Source organism: Sinorhizobium arboris LMG 14919 (assembly GCF_000427465.1).
Taxonomy (GTDB): Bacteria; Pseudomonadota; Alphaproteobacteria; order Rhizobiales; family Rhizobiaceae; genus Sinorhizobium; species Sinorhizobium arboris.
This window is the reverse complement of the sequence record NZ_ATYB01000014.1, coordinates 3,489,900-3,512,045: the sequence shown is the minus strand read 5'-3', so window position 1 is coordinate 3,512,045 and position 22,146 is coordinate 3,489,900. Positions and strand designations below refer to the sequence as shown.

The window sequence follows — 22,146 nt, the reverse complement described above, 5'->3', positions numbered from 1 at the left end:
AGGATAGAATATGTCGAAAGCACGCGCCTCCCTCTTCCGCATCGGCGCCGTTCATACGGCACTGATCGCCTATACGCTCGTCGCGCTCTTTCCCGTGTTCCTGACGATCGTCAACTCGTTCAAGAGCCGCAATGCGATCTTTCGCGAGCCCCTGGCGATCCCGACGCCAGAGACATTCAGCCTTGTCGGCTACGAGACGGTGCTGAAGCAGGGTGACTTCGTCGGCTATTTCCAGAACAGCATCATCGTCACCGTCGTCTCGATCGCGCTCGTTCTGCTCTTCGGCGCCATGGCCGCCTTCGCGCTTTCCGAATACCGCTTCCGCGGCAATACGCTGATGGGGCTCTATCTGGCGCTTGGGATCATGATCCCGATCCGGCTCGGAACGGTGGCGATCCTGCAGGGCATGGTGGCGACGAACCTCGTCAATACGCTGACCGCGCTGATCCTGGTCTATACGGCGCAAGGGCTTCCGCTCGCGGTGTTCATCCTGTCCGAGTTCATGCGCACCGTGTCTGACGACCTGAAGAATGCCGGGCGCATCGACGGCCTCTCTGAATATGCAATTTTCCTGCGTCTGGTACTGCCGCTCATCCGCCCGGCCATGGCGACGGTCGCCGTCTTCACCATGATCCCCATCTGGAACGATCTGTGGTTCCCGCTGATTCTCGCGCCGGCCGAAGCGACCAAGACCGTCACGCTCGGCTCGCAGATATTCATCGGTCAGTTCGTCACCAACTGGAACGCGGTACTGTCGGCGCTTTCGCTGGCGATCTTCCCGGTTCTCGTCCTCTACGTCATCTTCTCGCGGCAGCTGATCCGCGGCATCACGGCAGGAGCAGTCAAGTGAATTCAACCGCACCCCCGATCCGCGTGCTTTGCGCCGGACTCGGCAATATGGGCCGGAGCCACGCGCTCGCCTATCATCATAACCCCGGCTTCGAAATCGCCGGGCTGGTCAACCGCTCGACGGTGGCGCTGCCCGAGGCCCTTGCAGGATACGAGATCCGGCCTTCGTTCCCGGAGGCGCTCGCCGCGCTGAAACCCGAGCTGTGCTCTATCAGCACCTATTCGGATACGCATGCGGACTATGCCGTGATGGCCATGGAGGCTGGCGCCCACGTCTTCGTCGAAAAGCCGCTGTCAACGACGGTCGCCGATGCCGAGCGCGTCGTCGCCTGCGCCCGGGCCAATGACCGCAAGCTGATCGTCGGCTACATCCTGCGCCACCATCCGTCCTGGATGCGTTTGATCGCCGAAGCGCGCAGGCTCGGCGGGCCCTATGTCTTCCGCATGAACCTGAACCAGCAGTCGAGCGGACCGACCTGGGCGACACACAAGTCGCTGATGCGGACGACGCCGCCGATTGTCGATTGCGGCGTGCACTATGTCGACGTCATGTGCCAGATCACCGACGCAAAACCCGTCGAGGTGCGGGGCATGGGTCTGAGGCTCTCGAACGAGATCGCCGCCGACATGTACAATTACGGGCATCTGCAGGTGATCTTCGACGACGGATCGGTGGGCTGGTACGAGGCAGGCTGGGGGCCGATGATCTCCGAGACCGCTTTCTTCGTAAAGGACGTGATGTCTCCGAACGGCTCCGTATCGATCGTCATGGACCAGAACGCCAAGTCCGACGACATCGACGTGCACACGAAAACCTCCGTCATCCGCGTGCACAGTGCCGCGACGGGCCCGGACGGCCGGTTCCTGAAACCCGACGAGGACCTGGTGATGGAAGGCGAGCCCGGGCACCAGGAGCTGTGCGACCGCGAGCAGGCATTCGTGCTCCGGGCCATTCGGGAAGACATCGACCTCGACCGGCACATGGATGATGCAGTGCAGTCGCTGAAGATCTGCCTTGCCGCGGACGAAAGTGTGCACACCGGCAGGCCGGTCAAGCTTTAACCCAAGAGGGCGACACGTGGGATCACTTCAACTCAAATCCATCCGCAAGGCCTTCGGCAGCCACGAGGTGCTGAAGGGTATCGACCTGGACGTGAAGGACGGCGAATTCGTCATCTTCGTCGGTCCGTCCGGCTGCGGTAAGTCGACCCTCCTGCGCACCATTGCCGGCCTCGAGGACGCGACCTCGGGCAGCGTGCAGATCGACGGCGTCGAAGTCGGTCATGTGGCGCCGGCCAAGCGCGGCATCGCCATGGTGTTCCAGTCCTACGCGCTCTATCCGCACCTGACCGTCAAGGACAATATGGGCCTTGGACTGAAGCAGGCGGGTGTGCCAAGGGCCGAGATCGAGGAGAAGGTCGCCAAGGCGGCCGGCATGCTTTCGCTCGAGCCTTATCTCGCCCGCCGCCCCGCCGAGCTCTCCGGTGGCCAGCGCCAGCGCGTTGCGATCGGCCGCGCGATCGTGCGCGAGCCCAAACTCTTCCTCTTCGACGAGCCGCTGTCGAACCTCGATGCGGCGCTGCGGGTCAATACGCGGCTCGAAATCGCCCGCCTTCACCGCAGCCTCAAGGCGACGATGATCTACGTCACCCACGATCAGGTCGAGGCGATGACGCTTGCCGACAAAATCGTCGTGCTGAATGCCGGCCGCATCGAGCAGGTCGGCTCGCCGATGGAACTCTACAACCGCCCAGCCAATCTCTTCGTTGCGGGCTTCATCGGCTCACCCCAGATGAACTTCATCGAAGCCGCAAAGCTCGGTGACGGAGAGGCAAAGACGATCGGCATCCGTCCGGAGCATATCGGCCTCTCCCGCGAAAGCGGCGACTGGAAGGGCAAGGTGATCCATGTCGAGCATCTCGGCGCCGACACGATCATCTACATCGAATCGGAGACGGTCGGTCTCTTGACGGTGCGCCTCTTCGGCGAACACCGATACGCCGCCGACGACATCGTCCACGCGACGCCGGTGATCGGCAGCATGCACCGCTTCGATGCGGACGGGCGGGTGATCAAGCCGGCTCTGTGACCTGCGGTCGAGCTCGGCGGTCACCAATCTCTCTTCCATCCACGGAGAAATGCCCATCACCCCAACCCTCTCCCCGCACGCCGGGAGAGGGAACCTGCCTCCGCTAAACGCCGAGGCATCGTGTCGCAGGCGGGTACCACCTGTCCCCTTCGCTCCGCCTGCGCGAGAAGGTCGCGGCAGCGGGACGAAGGGCCGCTCGCCGAACGACCTCGCCGGACTCAAGTCTGCGAACCACTGGCCGCGAGGCCGAAAAGACTCCGGCTCTTCACTTTATCTGCCTCCGTATCGGCACGTCGAAACTCTGTTGCACTGCGGCAGAAATTAACATACATTGGCGTTTGTATATTAGCTTTCCGGTATTTTCCACGCCGATACCGGCTCCGCTTCACCTCACTTTGGGACCGCGCAGCGCTTGCGAAACGCCGGCGACTGCGGCCGGTCCGTTGACAATATGGACATTGCGATGCGCATGAACCGACCGATATTGGCCGCCTCGCTGGCAACCGTGATTTTTCTCGCGGGCTGCCAGAAGAATGAAGAACAACAGGCCGCGGCTTCCTCCCCTCCCCCATCGCCGGTCGCCGTCTTCACGACGAAGGCGGAACCGCTGCCGATCACCAACGAACTGCCGGGCCGCATCACCGCTACCCGCATCGCCGAGGTCCGCCCGCGCATTTCCGGCATCGTCGTCGAGCGGGTGTTCGAGCAGGGCACCATGGTGAAGGAAGGCGACGTTCTCTACCGCATCGACCCGGCACCGTTTCAGGTCAAGGTCGACAGCGCCGCGGCGACGCTGAAACGCGCTCATGCGGTGGTCGATCAGGCCAAGCGGACGGCCGACCGCCAGTCGCGGCTGAAGGAGGCGCAGGTCACCGCAGTGCAACAGTACGACGACGCCATTGCGGCGCTCGCTCAGGCCGAGGCCGACGTCGGCATCGCCGAAGCGGGCCTCGCCGAGGCCAAGCTCAATCTGCAGTATACGAATGTCACGGCACCGATCAGCGGCCGGATCGGCCGTGCGCTGATCACGGAAGGCGCGCTCGTCAACACCAACGACACGCAGAACCTCGCGACGATCCAGCAGCTCGATCCGATCTATGCTGATTTCACCCAGTCCGCGACCGACCTGATCCGCCTGCGCAAGGCGCTCAAGGACGGCCAGTGGATGAGCGCCGACAACGAGGCCGAGGTTCAGCTGATCCTCGACGACGGAACGCCCTATGCCCTCAAGGGCAAGCTGCTCTTCTCCGAGGCCGCCGTCGACGCGACGACCGGCCAGGTGACGCTGCGCGGCGAATTCCCCAATCCGAACAACGATCTGCTGCCGGGCATGTATGTCCGCGTCCAGATCCAGCAGGGTCTCGAGAAGGACGCCATCACCGTGCCGCAGCAGGCGGTCCAGCGCAACAATGCCGGCCAGTCGCAGGTCTATGTCGTGAATGCGGACAACAAGGTGGAATTCCGCAACGTCACGCTCGGACGCACCGTCGGGGAGCGTTGGCAGGTGACCTCCGGCCTCAAGCCCGGCGAAAAGGTCATTGTCGAAGGCTTCCAGAAGGTCGGCCCGGGCGCGCCCGTGCAGCCGTCCGACTGGAACCCGAACGAAAAGCCCGCGCCCGAACAGGCCAGCGCTTCGGCAGATGCCGGCGAAAAGCCCGCCACCGAAGTGAAGTGAGACCTATATCATGCCCAGTTTTTTCATAGACAGGCCGATCTTTGCCTGGGTGGTGGCGATCTTCATCATGATCGCCGGCATCATCGCAATTCCGCTCCTGCCGGTTTCGCAGTATCCGGATGTCGCACCTCCGCAGATCTCGATCAATACCAACTATCCCGGTGCCTCTTCGCAGGATACCTATCAGAGCGTGACGCGGCTGATCGAGGATGAGCTGAACGGTGTCGAGGGGCTGCTTTACTTCGAATCGTCGACCAGCTCCTCCGGCTCGGTCTCGATCGACGCCACCTTCCAGCCGGGCACAGATCCGAGCCAGGCTTCGGTGGACATCCAGAACCGGGTGCAGCGCGTCGAGCCGCGCCTGCCGGATCCCGTCAGGCAGCAAGGCGTACAGGTAGACGAGGCCGGCGCCGGCTTCCTGCTGATCATCTCGCTGACCTCGACCGATGGCTCGATGGACGCGATCGGGCTTGGGGATTATCTCAGCCGCAACGTGCTCAGCGAAATCCAGCGCGTGCCCGGCGTCGGACGCGCCCAGCTCTTCGCGACCGAGCGCTCGATGCGTGTCTGGCTGGATCCCGACAAGATGCTCGGCCTCAACCTGACTGCGGCCGACGTCACGGCGGCGATCCAGGCTCAGAACGCCCAGGTCGCCTCGGGCTCGATCGGCGCCCAGCCGAACCCGATCACGCAGCAGGTCACCGCCCCGGTCGTGATCAAGGGCCAGCTCTCTAGCCCCGAGGAATTCGGCGCCATCGTGCTCAGAGCAAATGCCGACGGTTCGGCCGTCCGGCTGCGCGACGTCGCGCGCCTCGAGATCGGCGGCGAAAGCTACACCTTCTCCACCCGCCTTAACGGCAGCCCCTCGGCGGCCATCGCCGTGCAGCTCTCCCCGAGCGGCAATGCGATGTCGACCTCGGCCGCGATCAAGGCGCGCATGGACGAGCTCGCGGCGTTCTTCCCGGAGGGGCTCGAATACTCGATCCCTTATGACACCTCGCCCTTCGTCGCGGTGTCGATCGAGAAGGTTCTGCACACCCTCGTCGAGGCCGTCGGCCTCGTCTTCCTGGTGATGTTCCTCTTCCTGCAGAACGTCCGCTATACTCTCATTCCCACCATCGTCGTGCCGGTTGCCCTGCTCGGCACCTGCGCGGTCATGCTGGCGATGGGCTTCTCGATCAACGTGCTCACGATGTTCGGCATGGTGCTGGCGATCGGTATCCTCGTCGACGATGCGATCATCGTCGTCGAGAACGTCGAGCGCATCATGTCGGAAGAGGGGCTAACGCCGAAGGATGCCACCCGCAAGGCGATGAAGCAGATCACCGGTGCGGTGATCGGCATCACGCTGGTGCTGGCTTCGGTGTTCATCCCGATGGCCTTCTTCCCGGGCGCAGTGGGCGTGATCTACCGTCAGTTCAGCCTGACCATGGTCGTCTCGATTCTGTTCTCGGCGCTGCTTGCCCTGTCGCTGACGCCGGCACTCTGCGCGAGCTTCCTCAAGCAGGTTCCGAAGGGTCACCATCACGCCAAGCGCGGCTTTTTCGGTTGGTTCAACCGCGGTTTCGACCGAACGTCGCACGGCTACACGCGTGTTGTCGGAGGCGTCGTCAGGCGCACCGGCCGCTTCATGATCATCTATCTCGCCCTGCTCGCCGCAATGGGCTGGGCTTTCCTCAGGCTGCCTTCTTCCTTCCTCCCGGACGAGGACCAGGGCTATGTCATCGTCATGATGCAATTGCCCTCGGAAGCCACTGCAAACCGCACCACGGAGGTGATCGAGCAGACCGAGAAGATTTTTGGCCAGGAACCCGCAGTCGACACGATCGTGGCGATCAACGGCTTCTCCTTCTTCGGCAGCGGGCAGAACGCCGGCCTCGCATTCGTGACGCTCAAAGACTGGAGCGAGCGCGACGCCGACAACGCCGCGCAATCGATCGCCGGCCGCGCGACGATGGCCATGAGCCAGATCAAGGACGCGATCAGCTTCGCGCTGTCGCCTCCGGCGATCCAGGGCCTCGGAACGACGGGCGGATTCTCGTTCCGCCTCCAGGACCGTGCGGGTCTCGGCGAAGCGGCACTCGCGCAAGCGCGCGATCAGCTTCTCGGTCTCGCCTCCCAGAGCGAGGTCCTGACCGGGGTTCGCTTCGAGGGCATGCCCGATGCGGCGCAAGTGAGTGTCAATATCGACCGCGAGAAGGCGAATACCTTCGGCGTGACCTTTGCCGACATCAACTCGACCATCTCGACCAATCTCGGTTCGTCCTACGTCAACGACTTCCCGAATGCCGGCCGCATGCAGCGCGTGACGGTGCAGGCGGACGAGACCAAGCGCATGCAGACCGCGGACCTCCTGAACCTGAACGTTCGCAACACCAACGGCGGCATGGTTCCGCTCTCCGCCTTTGCAGACGTGGAATGGGTGAAGGCGCCGACGCAGACGGTGGGCTACAACGGCTATCCGGCCGTGCGCATCAGCGGCGAAGCAGCCCCGGGCTACTCCTCGGGCGATGCCATCGCCGAGATGGAGCGTCTGGTGGCCCAGCTTCCGGCGGGCTTCGGCTACGAGTGGACGGGCCAGTCGCTGCAGGAGATCCAATCGGGTTCGCAGGCGCCGCTCCTCATTGCGCTCTCCTGCCTGCTCGTCTTCCTGTGCCTCGCCGCGCTCTATGAGAGCTGGTCCATTCCGGTCTCGGTCATCATGGTCGTGCCGCTCGGCGTCATCGGCGCCGTGCTCGCGGTGACGATGCGCGATATGCCGAACGACGTCTACTTCAAGGTCGGCCTGATCGCGATCATCGGGCTTTCGGCGAAGAACGCGATCCTGATCATCGAGTTCGCCAAGGAACTCCGCGAACAGGGCAAATCGCTCATCGACGCGACGCTGGAGGCCGCGCATCTGCGATTCCGGCCGATCCTGATGACCTCGCTCGCCTTCACGCTCGGCGTTCTGCCGCTGGCGGTCGCGACCGGCGCAAGCTCCGGCAGCCAGCGCGCCATCGGCACCGGCGTCATGGGTGGCATGATCTCGGCGACGGTGCTGGCGATCTTCTTCGTCCCGGTCTTCTTCGTGTTCGTCATGAAGATCTTCGAACGCGGAAGGGCAGCGCCCGAGGCGGCCAAGCCCGCATCCGAATCCGTCAGCCCCGCCGAATGAATCGACGACGGCCCGCCCCGAAACCAGGCGGGCCGTCGCTTAAGGAGAACTGGAATAGATGCGCCGAACCAAGGCCGACGCCGAGGCCACAAGACAGAACATCCTGTCCGCCGCCGAACGTATGTTCTACAAAAAGGGCGTCCCCAACACGACGCTCGAGGAAGTAGCGAAGGAGGCGGGCGTCACGCGCGGCGCCATCTACTGGCACTTCGCCAACAAGACGGATCTTTTCCTGGCTCTCTACGAGGCCGTCCCGCTACCCCACGAAGACATGATCGCGCGCGAGATCGAAACGGAAGCCGCTGACACGCTCGCCATCGTCGAGAGCGCGACCAGCGACTGGCTGGCGACGCTGGCCGCGGACGAGCAGCGGCAACGCATTCTCGCCATCATGCTGCGCTGCGACTACGACAACGACATGTCCGCCGTTCTCGTCCGCCAGCGCGAGATCGAGGAGCGCCATGATGCGCTGCTCGAACTTGCCTTCGCCCGCGCACTCGACAGAGGTCAGCTGCAGGAGCATTGGGCGCCGCCGTCTGCGGCGCGAGCCCTGCGCTGGATGATGATGGGGCTTTGCACCGAATGGCTGCTCTTCGGCCGCCGCTTCGACCTTGTGGCCGAAGGGCGCGAAGCGCTGCAGCGCCTCTTTGCGGGCTTCCGGCGGGTGCCGGCTTGCTGCGCCGAGAAGAAGACGCCCGCCTGAACACCGGGCGCACCGGCCGGCGGCCATTCGGCGCGGATTGACCGCCCTCGAAGCATTCGTTCGATCCAGTCCCGCATCGGGACCGGTGCGAGGGCCGCCGCCCCTCCACTCGCGCCCGCCTTCCCGTCGCGGCGCCTCCACTCGTGGTCAGGCCTTGTGCCGGTATTTTTCTGCTTCGTACAGAGCGGCGTTCGGAGTGGTTCCCTTGAATGGAACGGGCCGAGTGGGTCCATCGAGAATATTAAGGCGTCGCGATCTTAGCTGCCGCGGACCCGGCAAATCCTTCTACGACGCTGTTCTTGTCTGAACTAACGTAAGCTTTTCGTGCCATTTCAATCCGACCCAAAGCTTTCCTTCGAAGCGCGGGACGGCTGTCACCGTCGCGCGCTCCCGACACGCCAAGCAATCGACCGTTGAAGACGCCCTTGACGGCACGATCACAGGTGGCTATATCTAATCTTGAGTGATTGACTCAAGATATATTCCCAATGCAAAAGAACGAGCGCGAGGCCGGGCATGGAGTATTGCCTTCTCTCACCAGAACGGTTGATCCCGACGGAAGAGGTGAGCCCCGACAGGGTCGATGCATTGCAGGCCCTGATTCTGCAAGCGACGTCATGGACGAGGCCAATAGCAGTCGAGAAGGATGCCCTTTTCGTAATGGACGGTCATCACCGACTGACGGTTGCGCACCGCCTCCGTCTCGTGATGGTGCCCGTCGTCCTTCTCGACTACGATTCGGTGCGCCTGGAAAGTTGGCGCCCGGGCGAGAGCGTCACGCCCTCGGAAATCTTCGCGATGGCCCGCAGCGGCCGCAAGTTTCCCTGCAAGACGACCCGGCACATTTTCGCAGACGGCCTGCCGACATGCGATGTGCCACTTGACCTTTTGAGCAGTCCCTCTTCGACGGACATGACGCCGGCCCGTTCCGCGGGAGCCCTATGATGACGCTGCATTGCCACAAGATCGGCTCCGACCTGCCACCGACTTTGCGGTCCGCGACAGCGGACCTTCTCACCCGACACACGCCCCTTCTTCTCGACTGGGTCGCCTGCCACGGCTCGCCACTCAATCTCGTCTGGCCGGACGCGTTGCAGGAGAATCTTGCCGCGTTGAGAAACTTGCTGATCGAGCATCGCGTCGAGCACGCGATCTACTACGGGGCGAAAGTCAACAAATCGCCGGGGCTTATGCACGCAGCGCTCAGCGCAGGCGCCGGGCTCGACGTCTCCAGCCTTTACGAGCTTCGCGACGCAAGGCGGCTTGGGGCCGACGGTGCCCGGCTGGTGGCGACGGGACCGGCGAAGACGGGCGCTTTTCATAAAGAGCTGATCTCTTGCAACGCGCTGATATCGGTGGACTCGCCGGAGGAGCTGGAGGATCTCATCCACGCTCTGCCGGCAGATGCTGGTCCACAGCCGATCCTCCTGCGCTTGCGGCCGAGAGACCAGAGTAAGAGCCGCTTCGGCATGCCGGCCGACGCGGTCGTTCATTGCCTTACTCGGCTTGCCCGCGAAGGTAGATTGCGCTTCGACGGGCTGCATTTCCACCTCAGCGGCTATCGATGGGAGACCCGTTTCGCAGCGCTATGCGAGGCCGCCGACCTTGTTACGGAGGCCCGGCGGATGGGATTTTCTCCGCGTATGATCGATATTGGTGGCGGTCTCCCCATCCAATATGTCGATCAGGTCAAATACCGGGCGCATCTCGCGGCCCAGGCGCCCGAAGATTACCGGACTGGGAAAATACCGGACTCCTTCTATCCCTATGGCGGCGCTCTCTCAGCGGCCGATTGGCTGCGCCAGCTCCTGCAGGCGCAGATGAGCCAGGGGCGCAGCGTTGCCGGCTATCTCGCGCGTGAGGAGCTCATGCTGGCGATGGAGCCGGGCCGCGCCCTGGCAGACCAGGCGGCGATTACCGTCTTCCGCATATCACGGGTAAAGGCGCTCGGCTCGGATTCGCACGTCATCTTTGTCGAGGGCAGCAGCTTCAGCGCCTGCGAAACCTGGTTCGCCTCTGAATTCCTGGTTGATCCGATTCTCGTGCCGGGCACGAGGCCGGCCGTTCAATCGCCGCCGGTCCGCGCCTATCTGGCCGGCCACAGCTGCCTGGACGAGGACGTTCTCAGCAACAGATGGCTGAACTTCCCGATCGCACCGCATGCCGGTGACCTTCTGATCCACGCCAACACCGCCGGTTACCAGATGGATCTCCTCGAAAACGAATTCCATCGCCACCCCATGCCCGCTCGCCTCTGCGTCCTCAAGGACGCGGAAGGACATCCAATTCTCTTTCCCGACACAATTGGAGGCATTTAGATGCTGCACACGACCGTAACGCAATTGATCGGTCAGACGCCGGTCATGTCGATCAAAGTACCTGGCCGCGATGCCACCTTGGTTCTGAAGATCGAGAAGAACAATCCCGGCGGCTCGATGAAGGATCGTATGGCGCGCAGCATGGTGGTTGCCGCGCTTCAGGATGGGCGCCTCGCTCCGGGCGGCACGATCGTTGAATCCTCGTCCGGAAATACCGGCACGGGGCTGGCGCTCGCAGCGCTGGAATTCGGTCTGCGCTTCATTGCCGTGGTGGACCACCATGCAGCGCCCGACAAGATCCGCATGATGCGGGCGCTAGGCGCCGAGATCCGCTATGTCGAAGGCGACTTTCGCGAGGACGAGGTCGCCGTCGTCGAGCGCCAACGCCTGGCCGCGCAGCTGGGTGCCCAGCTTCCGGGCGCGCTGTTCATGAACCAGTCAGACAATCCGGCAAATCCGGAAGGCTATGCCGCCCTCGTGGACGAACTGATTGCCCAACTTCCCGACGGCATCGACGCCTTTGTCGGCTGCGTCGGGACCGGCGGCTCGATGACCGGAATCTCCCAGCGTCTGAAGCGCCATAATCCGGCGGTGCGCACCATTGCCGTGGAACCGGCCGGCTCGATCGTCTTCGGCAAGCCGGGATACCCGTACTACCAGTCCGGAACGGGCACGCCCGCCGGCGACGAAGTCGGCAAGGTGCTCGACTATGGCTGCATCGACGAAGGTGTGCAGGTGAGCGACACGCAAGCCTTCGAGACCGCACGCTATATCGCCCGGCGCAAGGGGCTGCTCGTTGGCGGCTCGACCGGCGGCGCCATCTACAAGGCGCTGGAATTCATTGCTGCGGGTAAGCTCACCGGCATGGTCGTCACCACGGTCGCCGATGGCGGCGAGAAATATCTGGGGACGATTTTCGATGACGAATGGATGGCGAAGCGCCGCCTGCTCGATCCGGCAATCGCCGCCCAGTTGGATGGCTGGCTCGTCGGAAAGGCGCGCGCAGCATGAAGGTGACGATTTGCGGCGCGGGCCGCACGGGACATTTGAATGCGGTCCTCTTCAAGCGGAACCCGGGCATCGAGGTTTCGGTCCTGACTACCTCCACCGCGGTCGCCGAGCGGTGGGCAAGTGGGGACGATGTCTGGCAAGCGGAGACGCGAGACGGCCGCATCTTGAGCGCCAGGCCCGATCATGTCGGAACTGATCCAAGCCAGGCGCTTGTCAACGCCGACATGGTCGTCATAACGCAGCCCGCCCAGGCAAGATCCGAGCTCTTGCGCCGCATAGCTCCACATCTGCCGACGGATAAGAGCGTCTATGTCGGAGCAATCCCCGGTTTTTGCGGCTTCGACTGGCTCGCGGCAAAGGCGCTCTCGGAGCGTGACAATGTCGTGATCTGGGGCATGAAGGACGTGCCCCATATCGCCTTCGATCTGGTTGCAGGCCAGCGCGTGCGCATGGGGGGCGCCAAGGCAGACCTCTTCGTTGCCCTTCATCGCCGCGAAAGCGCTGCGAGCGGCACCGCGCTCGTGGCGATGTTGGGGCGCCTCTATGACGCGCCCGTCACCCTGTTGCGGGACTATCTCGAAATCACGCTGACGCCCGGCAATGCGCTGATGCATCCGGCCGTGCTCTACGCACTCGTCGGCCCCGGTGCACCCTGGGAAAAGAAACCGTTTGATGAACCCCTGTGCTGGTGGAGCGACTGCCCGCAGGCAGGCGCCGAGCTCCTGGAAGCTTGCGATGCGGAAAACCAGGCGATCCGCCGGGCGAGCGAGGCGCGTCTCGGCATTGATCTCAGTTCCGTGAAGCCGCTTCAGCAGGAGTTGATCGAGGCCTATGGCGGCCAGATCGAGGATGACCGAACCATGTACACACTTCTGCGCACCAATCGCGCCTATGCGGGCATTCGTGCCCCCCTCGTTCCCAACCCACATGGCCCGGGACTCGTCATCGATCGCGGAAGCCGAGCCTTCCATGAGGATATCGCTGTCGGACAGGCTCTGCTTGTCACGATGGCAGAACGGCTCGACGTGGCGGTACCGGCGATCGCCAGGACATATCGCTGGGCGCTCCACTACCACGGCCAATTGACCGCGGGCACACCGAACTATGTGCCGACCGACTGGCCGGAGGCCGCGTGATGGACGAGAGGACCCCTTCCGTGACCAGTCCCGCCGACAGCGAGGACCTCGCGCTTTTGACGCAGGCATCGCTCAACGCGATCAACCGGCTGGTGCGCTGCCTGTTCGCCGAGCGCCTGCTCGAGCCGAACGCCTTGCTGTGGGCAAGCGACCGCCGTCAAGCCTGGTTCCCCCTCTGGGCGTCGCAGCGTGTGCTGCACTTCACCGATCTCAGCTTCGCGCCCGCCGGAACCTTACGGAACCGCGGACAGATCGAAGTGCTCGACGGCACCGGGGCACGGCAGCAAATCAATGATCCGGTCGCCTTGATGCGGGAGGTTGCCCCCTCTCTGGCGATCACGCCTGCTCCCGACGGACTGGAGCATCTGCTGCGCGACGTCGACAACAGCATGCGCAACGACATGCTGGCACGCCGCGAGCGCGAGCGCTGGAGCGCCGCGCTGCGCCAGGAAACCGCCGAAGCCGGCGCGTCCGGCTTCCTTGCCTATCTGGAAGGAAGCCTGCCGCCGCACTTGGCCGCGATAACTCTCGATCAATGGGGCGCGCTCGAAGGCCACCCCTTCTATCCGACTTGGAAGGCCAAGCCCGGCCTGTCTCCGGAGGACGTCGCTGCACTGTCGCCCGAGTTCGGCGCACGCGTGCGCGTGCGCATCGCGGCGCTACGTAGCAGCTGGGTTTACGTCGAGAAGATGCCGCATGTCGGCAGCTATTCGGAATGGTTCGCCGAGAACTTCCCGGACCTCTGGCGTGACTGGGTCAAAGGGCTGAAAGCGCGGGGCAGGTCGCCCGCGGAGTGGCAGCCGCTGCCCGTACACGCCTGGCATCTGGAGCATTTCGTGCGCCGCGAATTCGCGGCCGAGATCGAGGCCGGCGTTTTCGACCCAGACGGCCCGGAGATCGTGACGCTGCCGTCCATGTCGTTCCGCACGATGCTACCGGAGACCGAGGCACCGAGGCCCTTCGTGAAGCTGCCGATTGCGATCTGGATGACGAGCGAGCAGCGCACGTTGCAGGCGAAGTCGATCCATATGGGACCGCGCCTCAGCACGCTGATTTCCGACATACTGTCGAGGGAGGATGATCTCAGAAGCGAACTGGAGATCTTCATCGAAGAACTGGGTGCGATCCTGCATCATCCGGATACGGGCGACGAGCACCCCGGCCGCTTCCTGTCTGTCGTCTATCGCAACACCGACGCTCTCGCACGCACGGACGGCCTGCTGCCGGTAACGGTCGCGGCGTTGCTGACGGCAAGCCCTTTGGACGGCCGCCCGCTCATTTGCGAGCTCATCGCCAGAAATGGTGACGAGTGCGAAGCGTCAGTCGCAGCGTTCTTCCGTACCTATGCGCGCATCGTCGTCCGGCCGACACTGGCCATGTATCTTCTCTACGGAATTGCCTTCGAGGCGCATCAGCAGAACAGCACCATCCTCTTCGACGATCGCGGCCTACCGCGGAAACTGCTGATCCGCGACTTTGGCGACGGCCGCAGTTTTGCCCCGCTCTTCAAGGAGCGCGGTTACGAGCTGAAGCCCTTCAGCCGCAGCGGCATTCTGCCGACCACCTTCGACGACGATATCAGTCTCGTGCGCTCCTTCGTTATTGATGCCTGCTTTGTCTGCCACCTTCATGAGATCGCGCTTTGCCTCACCGAGCAATATTCGCTGGCCGGCGACAGCCTGTGGCGCACCCTGCGGGAGGAGACGGAAGCTGCCTTCGAGGTGCTGCGACCACGCATGCTGTCGGATGCGTTCTGGCTCGCGGAGCGCGACGCTTTTCTTGGGCGGCCCTGGCCGACGCGTTCGGTCCTGCGCATGCATCTCGAACGTTATCGCGATTACCGGGTCGAACACCAATTGCCAAATCCGCTGGTGGGCGCGCAATGAACAGCACGGTCGCCGTCCTGCGCGGCTTCGGACCCGTCTTCGCGCTGCTTTTCGGCCTGCAATTCATTTCCATGGGCGCCATGGAGATGAGCGGTCCCTTCTGGCCGATCCAGATCAAGGCTTTGAGCCCCTCGGACAGCGTCTTCGGCCTTGCGGGTATCGGCGTCTATATCTGTCCGATGCTCGGCGTGTCGCTGACGAGCGCCTTTTGGGGGCGCATGGGCGACCGCCATGGCAATCGCCTGATGATGGTTCGGGCCCTGGCCGGCCTTGCGCTAACGCAATTGCTGGTCGCCTTTGCCGAAGACGTCTGGACCGTTCTGGCGCTGCGCTTTCTGCAGGGGGCCTGCGCCGGTTATATCGCCCCGGCACAGGCCTACGGCATCGAGGTCACCGGCGGGCGTGATCGGGCCGGCCTCTTCGCCTGGCTCCAGGTGGCCACCAATGTGGGCTCGCTCGGCGGCGCTTTCCTCGGCGGTCTCATCCTCGACGCCTTACCCTTCGCGGCCGTCAACCTCACCGCCGGCGTGATATGCGCACTCTGCGCCGCCGTCGCGTGGGCGAGCCTGCCGGTGCCGCCGAAAAGTGCAGGCGGCGCGGGACCGATCAAGGCGGCGGCGGCATCCCGCGCGGCCTTGACCGGCATATCCGTGCCTGGACTTCTCCTGTTCATAGGATTGCTGATCGCAAGCCGGATGGTGCTGCAGGTGCCGTTTGCCCTTTACATGTCTGAGATCTACGGCGCTCAGCACTGGGTCACGGGCCTGAGCTACGGACTGCTTGCGTTCGGCTTTGTGGTCGGCGCGCCGGTATGGGCGCGAGTGTTCGCGGCGCGCGCGCCAACGTTCGTGCTCGGTTGGAGCGTATGGATCGCAGCCGGCTGCCTTTTGGTCACCGGTCTGGCCGGCTCGACCCGCAACCTTGGCCTTTTCGCGGCTCTTTATCTCGCCTGGGGCGCGCTGCTGGGGGGAACGACCCCGGTCCTCCTGGCGCTCGTCTCGGCCGCCACGCGAAGCGATCGGCAGGGGTCGGTCTTGGGTCTTGCGCAAACTTGCCAGCAGGGTGCTTCGGTTGTGGGGATCATTTCCGGCGTTGTCGCAACGCAACGCTTCGGTCTCGAAGTGGCATTCCCGTTCGTTGCAAGCCTCTACGGCCTTTCATGTCTCGTGGCGGTCGGCCTATGGATCAAATCGCGCCAGTCATTCGATAGAGGAGATTTATCGTGAGAAGAAAACCTTCAGTGTTGCGTGCCGCGATCGCTTTCCTAGCCATGCTGATTCCGGCGGTGTCGTTCGCCGAGGAGCAGGCAGCATCGGACAGGCAGGCACCGATCACCGTTACCGACATCGCCGGCCGCGAGGTGACTGTGAATGCGCCGGTCAAGCGTATGCTGCTGGGAGAGGGGCGGCAGCTCTATCTCGTTGCTTCCCTCGAGCCGGAAGACCCGGTGGCCCGCGTCGTCGCATGGCGCAACGATCTGATCGAGGCGGATCCAGCTACCTATGCCCAGTATCTCGAGGCCTTCCCAAAATTGGCGAAGCTCCGGGCCTTTCCAGGCCAGGAGAACGGCTTGATCGACATCGAGTCGACTATCGTCCTGAAGCCCGATGTGGTCTTGCTCAATCTCGAAGCCATGCGCGCCAACGAGGACGCAAAATACATCGAGAAGCTCGCGGAACTGAAGATTCCCGTTGTCTATATCGACTTCCGCCACTATCCGCTGAAGAATACCGAACCGACTATCCGTCTGCTTGGCAAGATCATGGGCCGCGAGGCGCGCGCGGAGGAGATCATCGAATTCCGCCAGAGGGCCATGACCCGTGTCACCGACGTCATCGCCCAAGCCAAACCGGTACGCCCCAGGGTCTTCATCGAAAGGATCGGCGGTTATGCAGATGATTGCTGCCTTTCATTCGGCGCGGAAAACTTCGGCAAATATGTCGAGCTTGCTGGCGGCCACAATATCGGCAGCGACGTTCTTCCCTCGACCTTCGGACAGCTCAATCCCGAGCAGGTGATTGCCGCCAATCCGGAGCATGTCGTCGTCACCAGCGCTGATTGGGAAGCTTATGTGCCCGGTGGACATTGGATCCCGCTCGGCCCGGGCGCCGATCCGAAGGTGACCCGTCAAAAGCTCGAATGGTTCACCGGCCGCAGCGCCTACACCGATATCTCAGCCCAGAAGACGCAGAACTTCCACGGCATCTGGCATCAGTTTTATAACAGCCCCTATGAATTCTTTGCGGTCCAGCAACTGGCGAAATGGTTCCATCCTGAGCTCTTTGCCGATCTCGACCCGGACGCGACCTTCGCCGAATATCACCGCCGTTTCCTGCCCATCCCCTACAGGCCCGGCTATGCCGCCAGCCTCGCCGACCGCGCCGACTGACCCGGTCGGAACTCGATGGCTTCAAGCGGGCGAGGCTCTTGTCGACGGAGCCTCGCCTTGGATCACGATGATTTTAGGTCGGGTCGACGTGAAATCATGAACGTGATCGATTCAAAGAGCTAGAGCGGCAGCGCCGTCTCTTCGACGGCAGCACTCGGCCTGACGTCAGAAATCGGTCGTCATCGAAACCTTCACGGTCAGTGGCGCACCTTGCGATATTGTCCCGTAGCTTGCGACGCCCGACCAGTAGTCGAGATCGAAGACATTCTCGACATTCGCGCGGAACGTGACCGGCCTTTCCTGGATCTCGGTCACGTATCTGGCGCCGAGATCGAGCCGGGTCCATGAGGGGATTTCCTGGGTATTTGCCGAGTTTACAAACTGCTCGTCCGTGTGGATGACGTTGCCGGCGAGCGTCAAGCCCGGCATGAACGGCGTATCCCACTCCGCACCCAGCCTGACTTGCAGCGATGGCACGCCGATCGGCGTGTTGCCGCGGTTTGCGGCGTTGTTCGTTTTCGTCAGTTCGCCATGAATGAAGGTCACGCCGCCGAGGACCCGAACGTCCTGGGTCACCTCTCCGAACACGCTCAACTCCACGCCGCGATTGCGCTGCTCGCCGCCTTCAGCAAAGACGCCGTTTGCGCCAATCTCGCCGGATGGCTTTTCGATCTGGAAGGCGCTGAGCGTCAGCGCACTGCGCCCGAGGTCGATCTTGGTCCCGATCTCATATTGCCTGGACCTGTAGGGAGCGAGCGTTTCCCCCGCATTGCTGGCTTGTTGCGGTGCCGTGTCGCCAACACCGAGGCCTTCGATGTAATTGGCATAGAAGGCTACGTTCTCCCATGGTTTGACGACGATGCCGGCAAGCGGGGTAAATGCGCTCTCATCGGAGAATGAAGCGATCGCGCCGGTGCTGGGGTTGTAGTTTTCGGTGTCGATCTGCTGCCAGCGACCACCGAGCGTCAACAGCACGCGATCGTCGAGCATCGACATCGTGTCGGAGAGGGCGAAGCCGTAGAACGTATTCTCCGAGAGCCTTGGCACGTGGCCGGGTCGCGGCACATCCTGTTCGGGACGTGGAAGCGGATCGTACAGGTTCGTCGGTTGCGCGGTTCCGGAGTTCGAGCCGCGCGCGAGCGTCTGCCGGAGGCCGCTGACCTGGAACGTCACGGTGTGTTCGACCGCTTCCGTTTCGAACTCCGCACGCACGCCTGTCTCCGCCGTGAGTCGGTCGATATCGAAGATGAAGTTTTCCGGCGTTATGCTGACGTCGCCTGCGGCGTTGAGAAGCCGGGGAGTGCCGAAGAGCCGCTCGACGCGTGAATTGCCTCCGCCGGCGGCGGCGAAAATCGTGACGGCGTCGCTTACGTCATATTCGACCCGGCTCAGCCACGACAGGTCCTCGGTCTTCGCCCACTCCCATGGTTCCTGGACGTTGGAGCGACCGTCCGGCGCGTCGGGAATATCAAAGCTGCCACCGGGGAAGAAGGGGCGAAGCGGCGCGTCGATATCCTGCCGCTGCCCGATGACGTCCAGCGTTGCCCTGAAGTCTTCGCCCTCGTAATCGAGCGCCAGCGCCCCCACCGCTACGTCCAGTGACTGGTTGTCGATCGCCGTATCGCCGCCGTGATAGCTGCCGTTGAAGCGCATGCCGAACTGCCTCTGGTCGCCGAACCGGCGGCTAACGTCGACGTGCCCGCCGCCGTAGAGATCCGAGGCATAGTCTGTCGTGACACGGGTCAGGTCGACGTCTGCCGCGCGCTTCGGGACAATGTTGATAGTACCCCCGACGCTGCTGTTCGGCGAAATGCCGTACAGAAGCGCAGTCGGACCCTTAAGCACCTCTACCCGCTCTGCATAGTCCGTGAACAGGCGGTAGGCCGGAGCGACCCCGAATACCCCATCGAAGGCGATCTCGCCGAAGTTGCCCTCGTTCAGCGGGAAGCCTCTGACATAGAATGAGTCCAGCATGCCGCCGGAGGCGTGCGTGCTCGTGACCGACGGGTCATTGGCCACGACGTCAGCCGCCGTTCGCGCGCCCTGGTTTTCGATTGTTTGCGCCGTGTAACTGGTAATATTGAACGGCGTGTCCATGAAGTCGCGGTTGCCGAGAAGCCCGACGCGGCCGCCGCGCGCCACCTGTCCCCCGGCATAGGCTTCCGGCTCGGCGCCGATCGTCCCGGTCGAGGTGCCCGCCTTCACCTCGATGCGCTCCAGCACCGTCGCATCTTGCGCCAATGCGGCGCGGCTTACCGTCGCCAGCAACACGGCCAGCACCCCAACACGTAGTTCCATACAAAGCCCCTCGCAGAATGACGACCAAAGCAAACGGCTCGTCTCGGATAGAGCTGGTTCTTTGGCTCAATGGGCTGTTAAATAACTTGACTTAATTTGTCAACATATTGATCGCATATTTGACCACTCACTCACCGGCAGCTGCAAAAAGAACCGGTATTTCGGACAGCTTCGCAGATGAATCGGCTATTACCTGAGTACTTTGCGCATCTCGATCGAGGTCGGGCGGGTGAAACCCGGATGGGCGGTTCGCGCCGTCTCCGCGAAACCCCAGGCCGCGAAAGTGGCCTTATTTCCGGCGAGTTCGACGCGTGTCTGAAGCCTCAGCGCAGGCAGGCCCAGATTTCGAGCCGTCTCCTCGGCGGCGGCCATGAGCATCCGCCCTATCCCCTTTCTCTGGAAGTCCGGAGCGACGGCGAGCTTGCCGATGTAGAGACACTCCGCTTCCGGCCTGCAGAAGATGCAGCCCAGTATCTCTCGCCCGGCGACGGCAGCGAAGGCGATCTCGTCTCTTGCCTTCCGGCTGAGGGACGCCGCCGTCAGCCAATGCGCCGAAGAGGGCGGATCGATGCGGCCGTCCATATAGGCGAAGGACGCCCGGATCAGCGACAGCAGCTCCTCGTAACGATCGAAGCTCTCGTCGATGCGGACCGTCTTCATGCCTTCCTCAACGCGTGCCGCGCCGATAGCGGATCGTGTTGAACTGCGCAGCCAGCGCATCGTAGAGCAGCAGACGGCCTATGAGCGGCTCGCCGATACCGGTGAGAAGCTTGATCGCTTCCATCGCCTGCAGCGTGCCAATGACGCCGGTGAGAGCGCCGAGGACGCCGGCTTCGGCGCAGGTCGGCACGGCGCCCGGCGGCGGCGGCTCCGGGAAGAGATCGCGATAGGAGGGATTCGGGTGTCCCTCGGCGTCGGTCTCATAGGGCTTCAGCACGGTGACGGAGCCGTCGAAGCGGCCCACGGCCCCGGTGACGAGCGCCACGCTTGCCGCCTCGGCCGTATCGGCGGCGAGATAACGCGTATCGAAATTGTCCGATCCGTCGACGACGAGATCGTATTGCCGGAAGAGCGCATCGGCGTTTTCGGGGCCGAGCCTGAACGCGTGCGCCACGACCCTCACATGCGGGTTGAGGGCGTCGATCGCTGCGGCCGCGCTGTCGACTTTCGGCCGCCCGATATCGGCGGTGGCGTGGATCACCTGACGCTGCAGGTTCGATAAGGAGACCACGTCGTCGTCGACGATCCCGAGCGTGCCCACGCCGGCGGCTGCGAGATATTGCAAGGCCGGCGCCCCGAGCCCGCCGGCGCCGATGACGAGCACCCGCGCGGCTTTGAGCTTCTGCTGCCCGGGCCCGCCGATCTCCGGCAGCACGATGTGGCGTGCGTAGCGCGCAATCTCCGAAGGAGCGAGCGTCGCATCGGTCGTCATAAGCGTCTCCATGTTATTTTCGCGGACGGCGCTCTATGTCACCCCGAAACGCGGCCGTTGGCAACGGCCAGATAGTGCGCGCGCTCCCCAAGCGCGTCGAACATCGTCCGGTCGGTACCCGTCATGAAGGCCTGGCCGCCGAGTCCGTCGACCAGATCGAAGAGGGCAGCGCGGCGTCCCTGATCGAGATGAGCGGCGATTTCGTCGAGCAGCAACACCGGAGCGTGGCCGGTCATATCGCCGACGAGCCGCGCATGCGCGAGCACCAGGCCGACGAGCAGCGCCTTCTGCTCGCCGGTCGAGCAACGCTCGGCTTCGATGTCCTTTTCCCGGTGGCGGATCAGGAGATCGCTGCGGTGCGGCCCGTCCAGGGTGCGGCCGGCGGCCGCATCGCGGGCGCGGCTTTCGGCAAGCATTGCCAGATAGCGCTCTTCGAGCTCGAAGGCGGGAATGCCGGCACAGTCGTCGAGAAAGCCGGCGAGCGACAGGCTTGCGGACGGAAAGGTTCCATCGCTCCGGCTTCGCTCGACGAGAGCCGAAAGGAGACCCAGCATCTCCTGGCGGGCGAGCGCCATGGAGATGGCGAGCCCGGCCATTTCGCGCTCGATTGCCGACAGCCATGCGGGATCGGGCCGGAATTCCGAGAGGAGCCGGTTGCGGCTGCGCATGGCGCGGTCGAACTCGCTGGCGCGCCGGCCGTGCTCGGGATCGAGCGACAATACCAGCCGGTCGAGAAAGCGCCTGCGATCGGCGGAAGGGCCGGTGAAGAGGCCATCCATCGCCGGCGTCAGCCAGAGGACCCGGAGGTGATCGGTGAGTTCGTCGACGGTCCGGGCCGCAGTGCCGTTAAGTCTCAGGCGGCGTGACTGCCCCTCCTCGGTCCCTTGCGTTCCCGTGCCGATCTCCACCGACCCTTCCATGCCGTGAACGATGGCGAAGACCGAGAAACCATCAGGCGCGCCGACGCGCGCGACATCCGCATAGGCAGCACGCCTCAAGCCCCGCCCGGGTGAAAGAAACGAGATCGCCTCCATCAGATTGGTCTTGCCCGCGCCGTTCTCACCGGTCAGCACCACATGGCGCTGATCGAGGTCGAGCGCCAGCGTTGCATAATTGCGGAAGTCGCTCAGTTTCAGGCGTGTGAGAAAGACCTTCTGGGGCATTGCGGGTCCGAATTCGAGGTTGCCGTCAGGTAGGACGAAA

At 63.5% G+C, this 22,146-nt stretch carries 17 protein-coding genes; 13 read left to right on the top strand and 4 right to left on the bottom strand.

What is annotated here, in order from left to right; genetic code table 11:
• Nucleotides 1-10 precede the first annotated feature (10 nt).
• From SINAR_RS0128045 to SINAR_RS0127985, 13 genes are all read left to right on the top strand, one after another.
• Nucleotides 11-850 (top strand): carbohydrate ABC transporter permease, encoded by an 840-nt coding sequence (locus SINAR_RS0128045; RefSeq protein WP_028002168.1) that lies wholly within the window; start codon nt 11-13, stop codon nt 848-850.
• The gene (locus SINAR_RS0128040; protein ID WP_028002167.1) at nt 847-1,911 is read left to right on the top strand and encodes a Gfo/Idh/MocA family protein; all 1,065 of its coding nucleotides are present in this window, start codon (nt 847-849) and stop codon (nt 1,909-1,911) included. The genes SINAR_RS0128045 and SINAR_RS0128040 overlap by 4 nt, the downstream gene beginning before the upstream one ends.
• A 16-nt stretch (nt 1,912-1,927) precedes the next feature.
• Entirely contained in the window at nt 1,928-2,938 is a 1,011-nt protein-coding gene (locus SINAR_RS0128035) for an ABC transporter ATP-binding protein (protein ID WP_028002166.1), read from the top strand.
• Between the two features lie 463 nt (nt 2,939-3,401).
• Nucleotides 3,402-4,613: an efflux RND transporter periplasmic adaptor subunit gene (locus SINAR_RS0128030; protein WP_234710642.1), complete on the top strand. Its 1,212-nt coding sequence runs from the start codon at nt 3,402-3,404 to the stop codon at nt 4,611-4,613.
• A 10-nt stretch (nt 4,614-4,623) separates the two neighbouring features.
• The gene (locus SINAR_RS0128025) at nt 4,624-7,770 is read left to right on the top strand and encodes a multidrug efflux RND transporter permease subunit (RefSeq protein ID WP_028002164.1); all 3,147 of its coding nucleotides are present in this window, start codon (nt 4,624-4,626) and stop codon (nt 7,768-7,770) included.
• Between the two features lie 58 nt (nt 7,771-7,828).
• Nucleotides 7,829-8,473 (top strand): TetR family transcriptional regulator, encoded by a 645-nt coding sequence (locus tag SINAR_RS0128020; protein ID WP_028002163.1) that lies wholly within the window; start codon nt 7,829-7,831, stop codon nt 8,471-8,473.
• Nucleotides 8,474-8,989: 516 nt separating this feature from the next.
• The gene (locus SINAR_RS0128015) at nt 8,990-9,418 is read left to right on the top strand and encodes a ParB N-terminal domain-containing protein (protein WP_028002162.1); all 429 of its coding nucleotides are present in this window, start codon (nt 8,990-8,992) and stop codon (nt 9,416-9,418) included.
• Nucleotides 9,418-10,791: a Y4yA family PLP-dependent enzyme gene (locus SINAR_RS0128010; protein ID WP_028002161.1), complete on the top strand. Its 1,374-nt coding sequence runs from the start codon at nt 9,418-9,420 to the stop codon at nt 10,789-10,791. The genes SINAR_RS0128015 and SINAR_RS0128010 overlap by 1 nt, the downstream gene beginning before the upstream one ends.
• The gene (locus tag SINAR_RS0128005; protein ID WP_028002160.1) at nt 10,792-11,802 is read left to right on the top strand and encodes a PLP-dependent cysteine synthase family protein; all 1,011 of its coding nucleotides are present in this window, start codon (nt 10,792-10,794) and stop codon (nt 11,800-11,802) included.
• On the top strand, nt 11,799-12,938 hold the full coding sequence (locus SINAR_RS0128000; RefSeq protein ID WP_028002159.1) for an NAD/NADP octopine/nopaline dehydrogenase family protein: 1,140 nt from the start codon (nt 11,799-11,801) through the stop codon (nt 12,936-12,938). Before SINAR_RS0128005 ends, SINAR_RS0128000 begins: the two co-directional genes overlap by 4 nt.
• Complete coding sequence (locus SINAR_RS0127995) at nt 12,938-14,824, top strand: IucA/IucC family protein (RefSeq protein WP_028002158.1); 1,887 nt, start codon at nt 12,938-12,940, stop codon at nt 14,822-14,824. The genes SINAR_RS0128000 and SINAR_RS0127995 overlap by 1 nt, the downstream gene beginning before the upstream one ends.
• Entirely contained in the window at nt 14,821-16,050 is a 1,230-nt protein-coding gene (locus tag SINAR_RS0127990) for an MFS transporter (RefSeq protein ID WP_028002157.1), read from the top strand. The genes SINAR_RS0127995 and SINAR_RS0127990 overlap by 4 nt, the downstream gene beginning before the upstream one ends.
• A 44-nt stretch (nt 16,051-16,094) precedes the next feature.
• Nucleotides 16,095-17,213, top strand: a complete 1,119-nt coding sequence (locus SINAR_RS0127985) for an ABC transporter substrate-binding protein (protein WP_050577584.1) — start codon at nt 16,095-16,097, stop codon at nt 17,211-17,213.
• Nucleotides 17,214-17,378: 165 nt separating this feature from the next.
• Here SINAR_RS0127985 and SINAR_RS0127980 read toward each other — a convergent pair whose 3' ends face one another.
• From SINAR_RS0127980 to recF, 4 genes are all read right to left on the bottom strand, one after another.
• Nucleotides 17,379-19,511, bottom strand: a complete 2,133-nt coding sequence (locus SINAR_RS0127980; RefSeq protein ID WP_028002155.1) for a TonB-dependent receptor — start codon at nt 19,509-19,511, stop codon at nt 17,379-17,381.
• Nucleotides 19,512-19,700: 189 nt separating this feature from the next.
• Nucleotides 19,701-20,171: a GNAT family N-acetyltransferase gene (locus tag SINAR_RS0127975; RefSeq protein ID WP_028002154.1), complete on the bottom strand. Its 471-nt coding sequence runs from the start codon at nt 20,169-20,171 to the stop codon at nt 19,701-19,703.
• A gap of 7 nt (nt 20,172-20,178) precedes the next feature.
• Nucleotides 20,179-20,955: a molybdopterin-synthase adenylyltransferase MoeB gene (locus tag SINAR_RS0127970; protein WP_028002153.1), complete on the bottom strand. Its 777-nt coding sequence runs from the start codon at nt 20,953-20,955 to the stop codon at nt 20,179-20,181.
• 26 nt (nt 20,956-20,981) lie between these two features.
• Entirely contained in the window at nt 20,982-22,106 is a 1,125-nt protein-coding gene (gene recF / locus SINAR_RS0127965) for a DNA replication/repair protein RecF (protein WP_028002152.1), read from the bottom strand.
• Nucleotides 22,107-22,146: the final 40 nt, after the last annotated feature.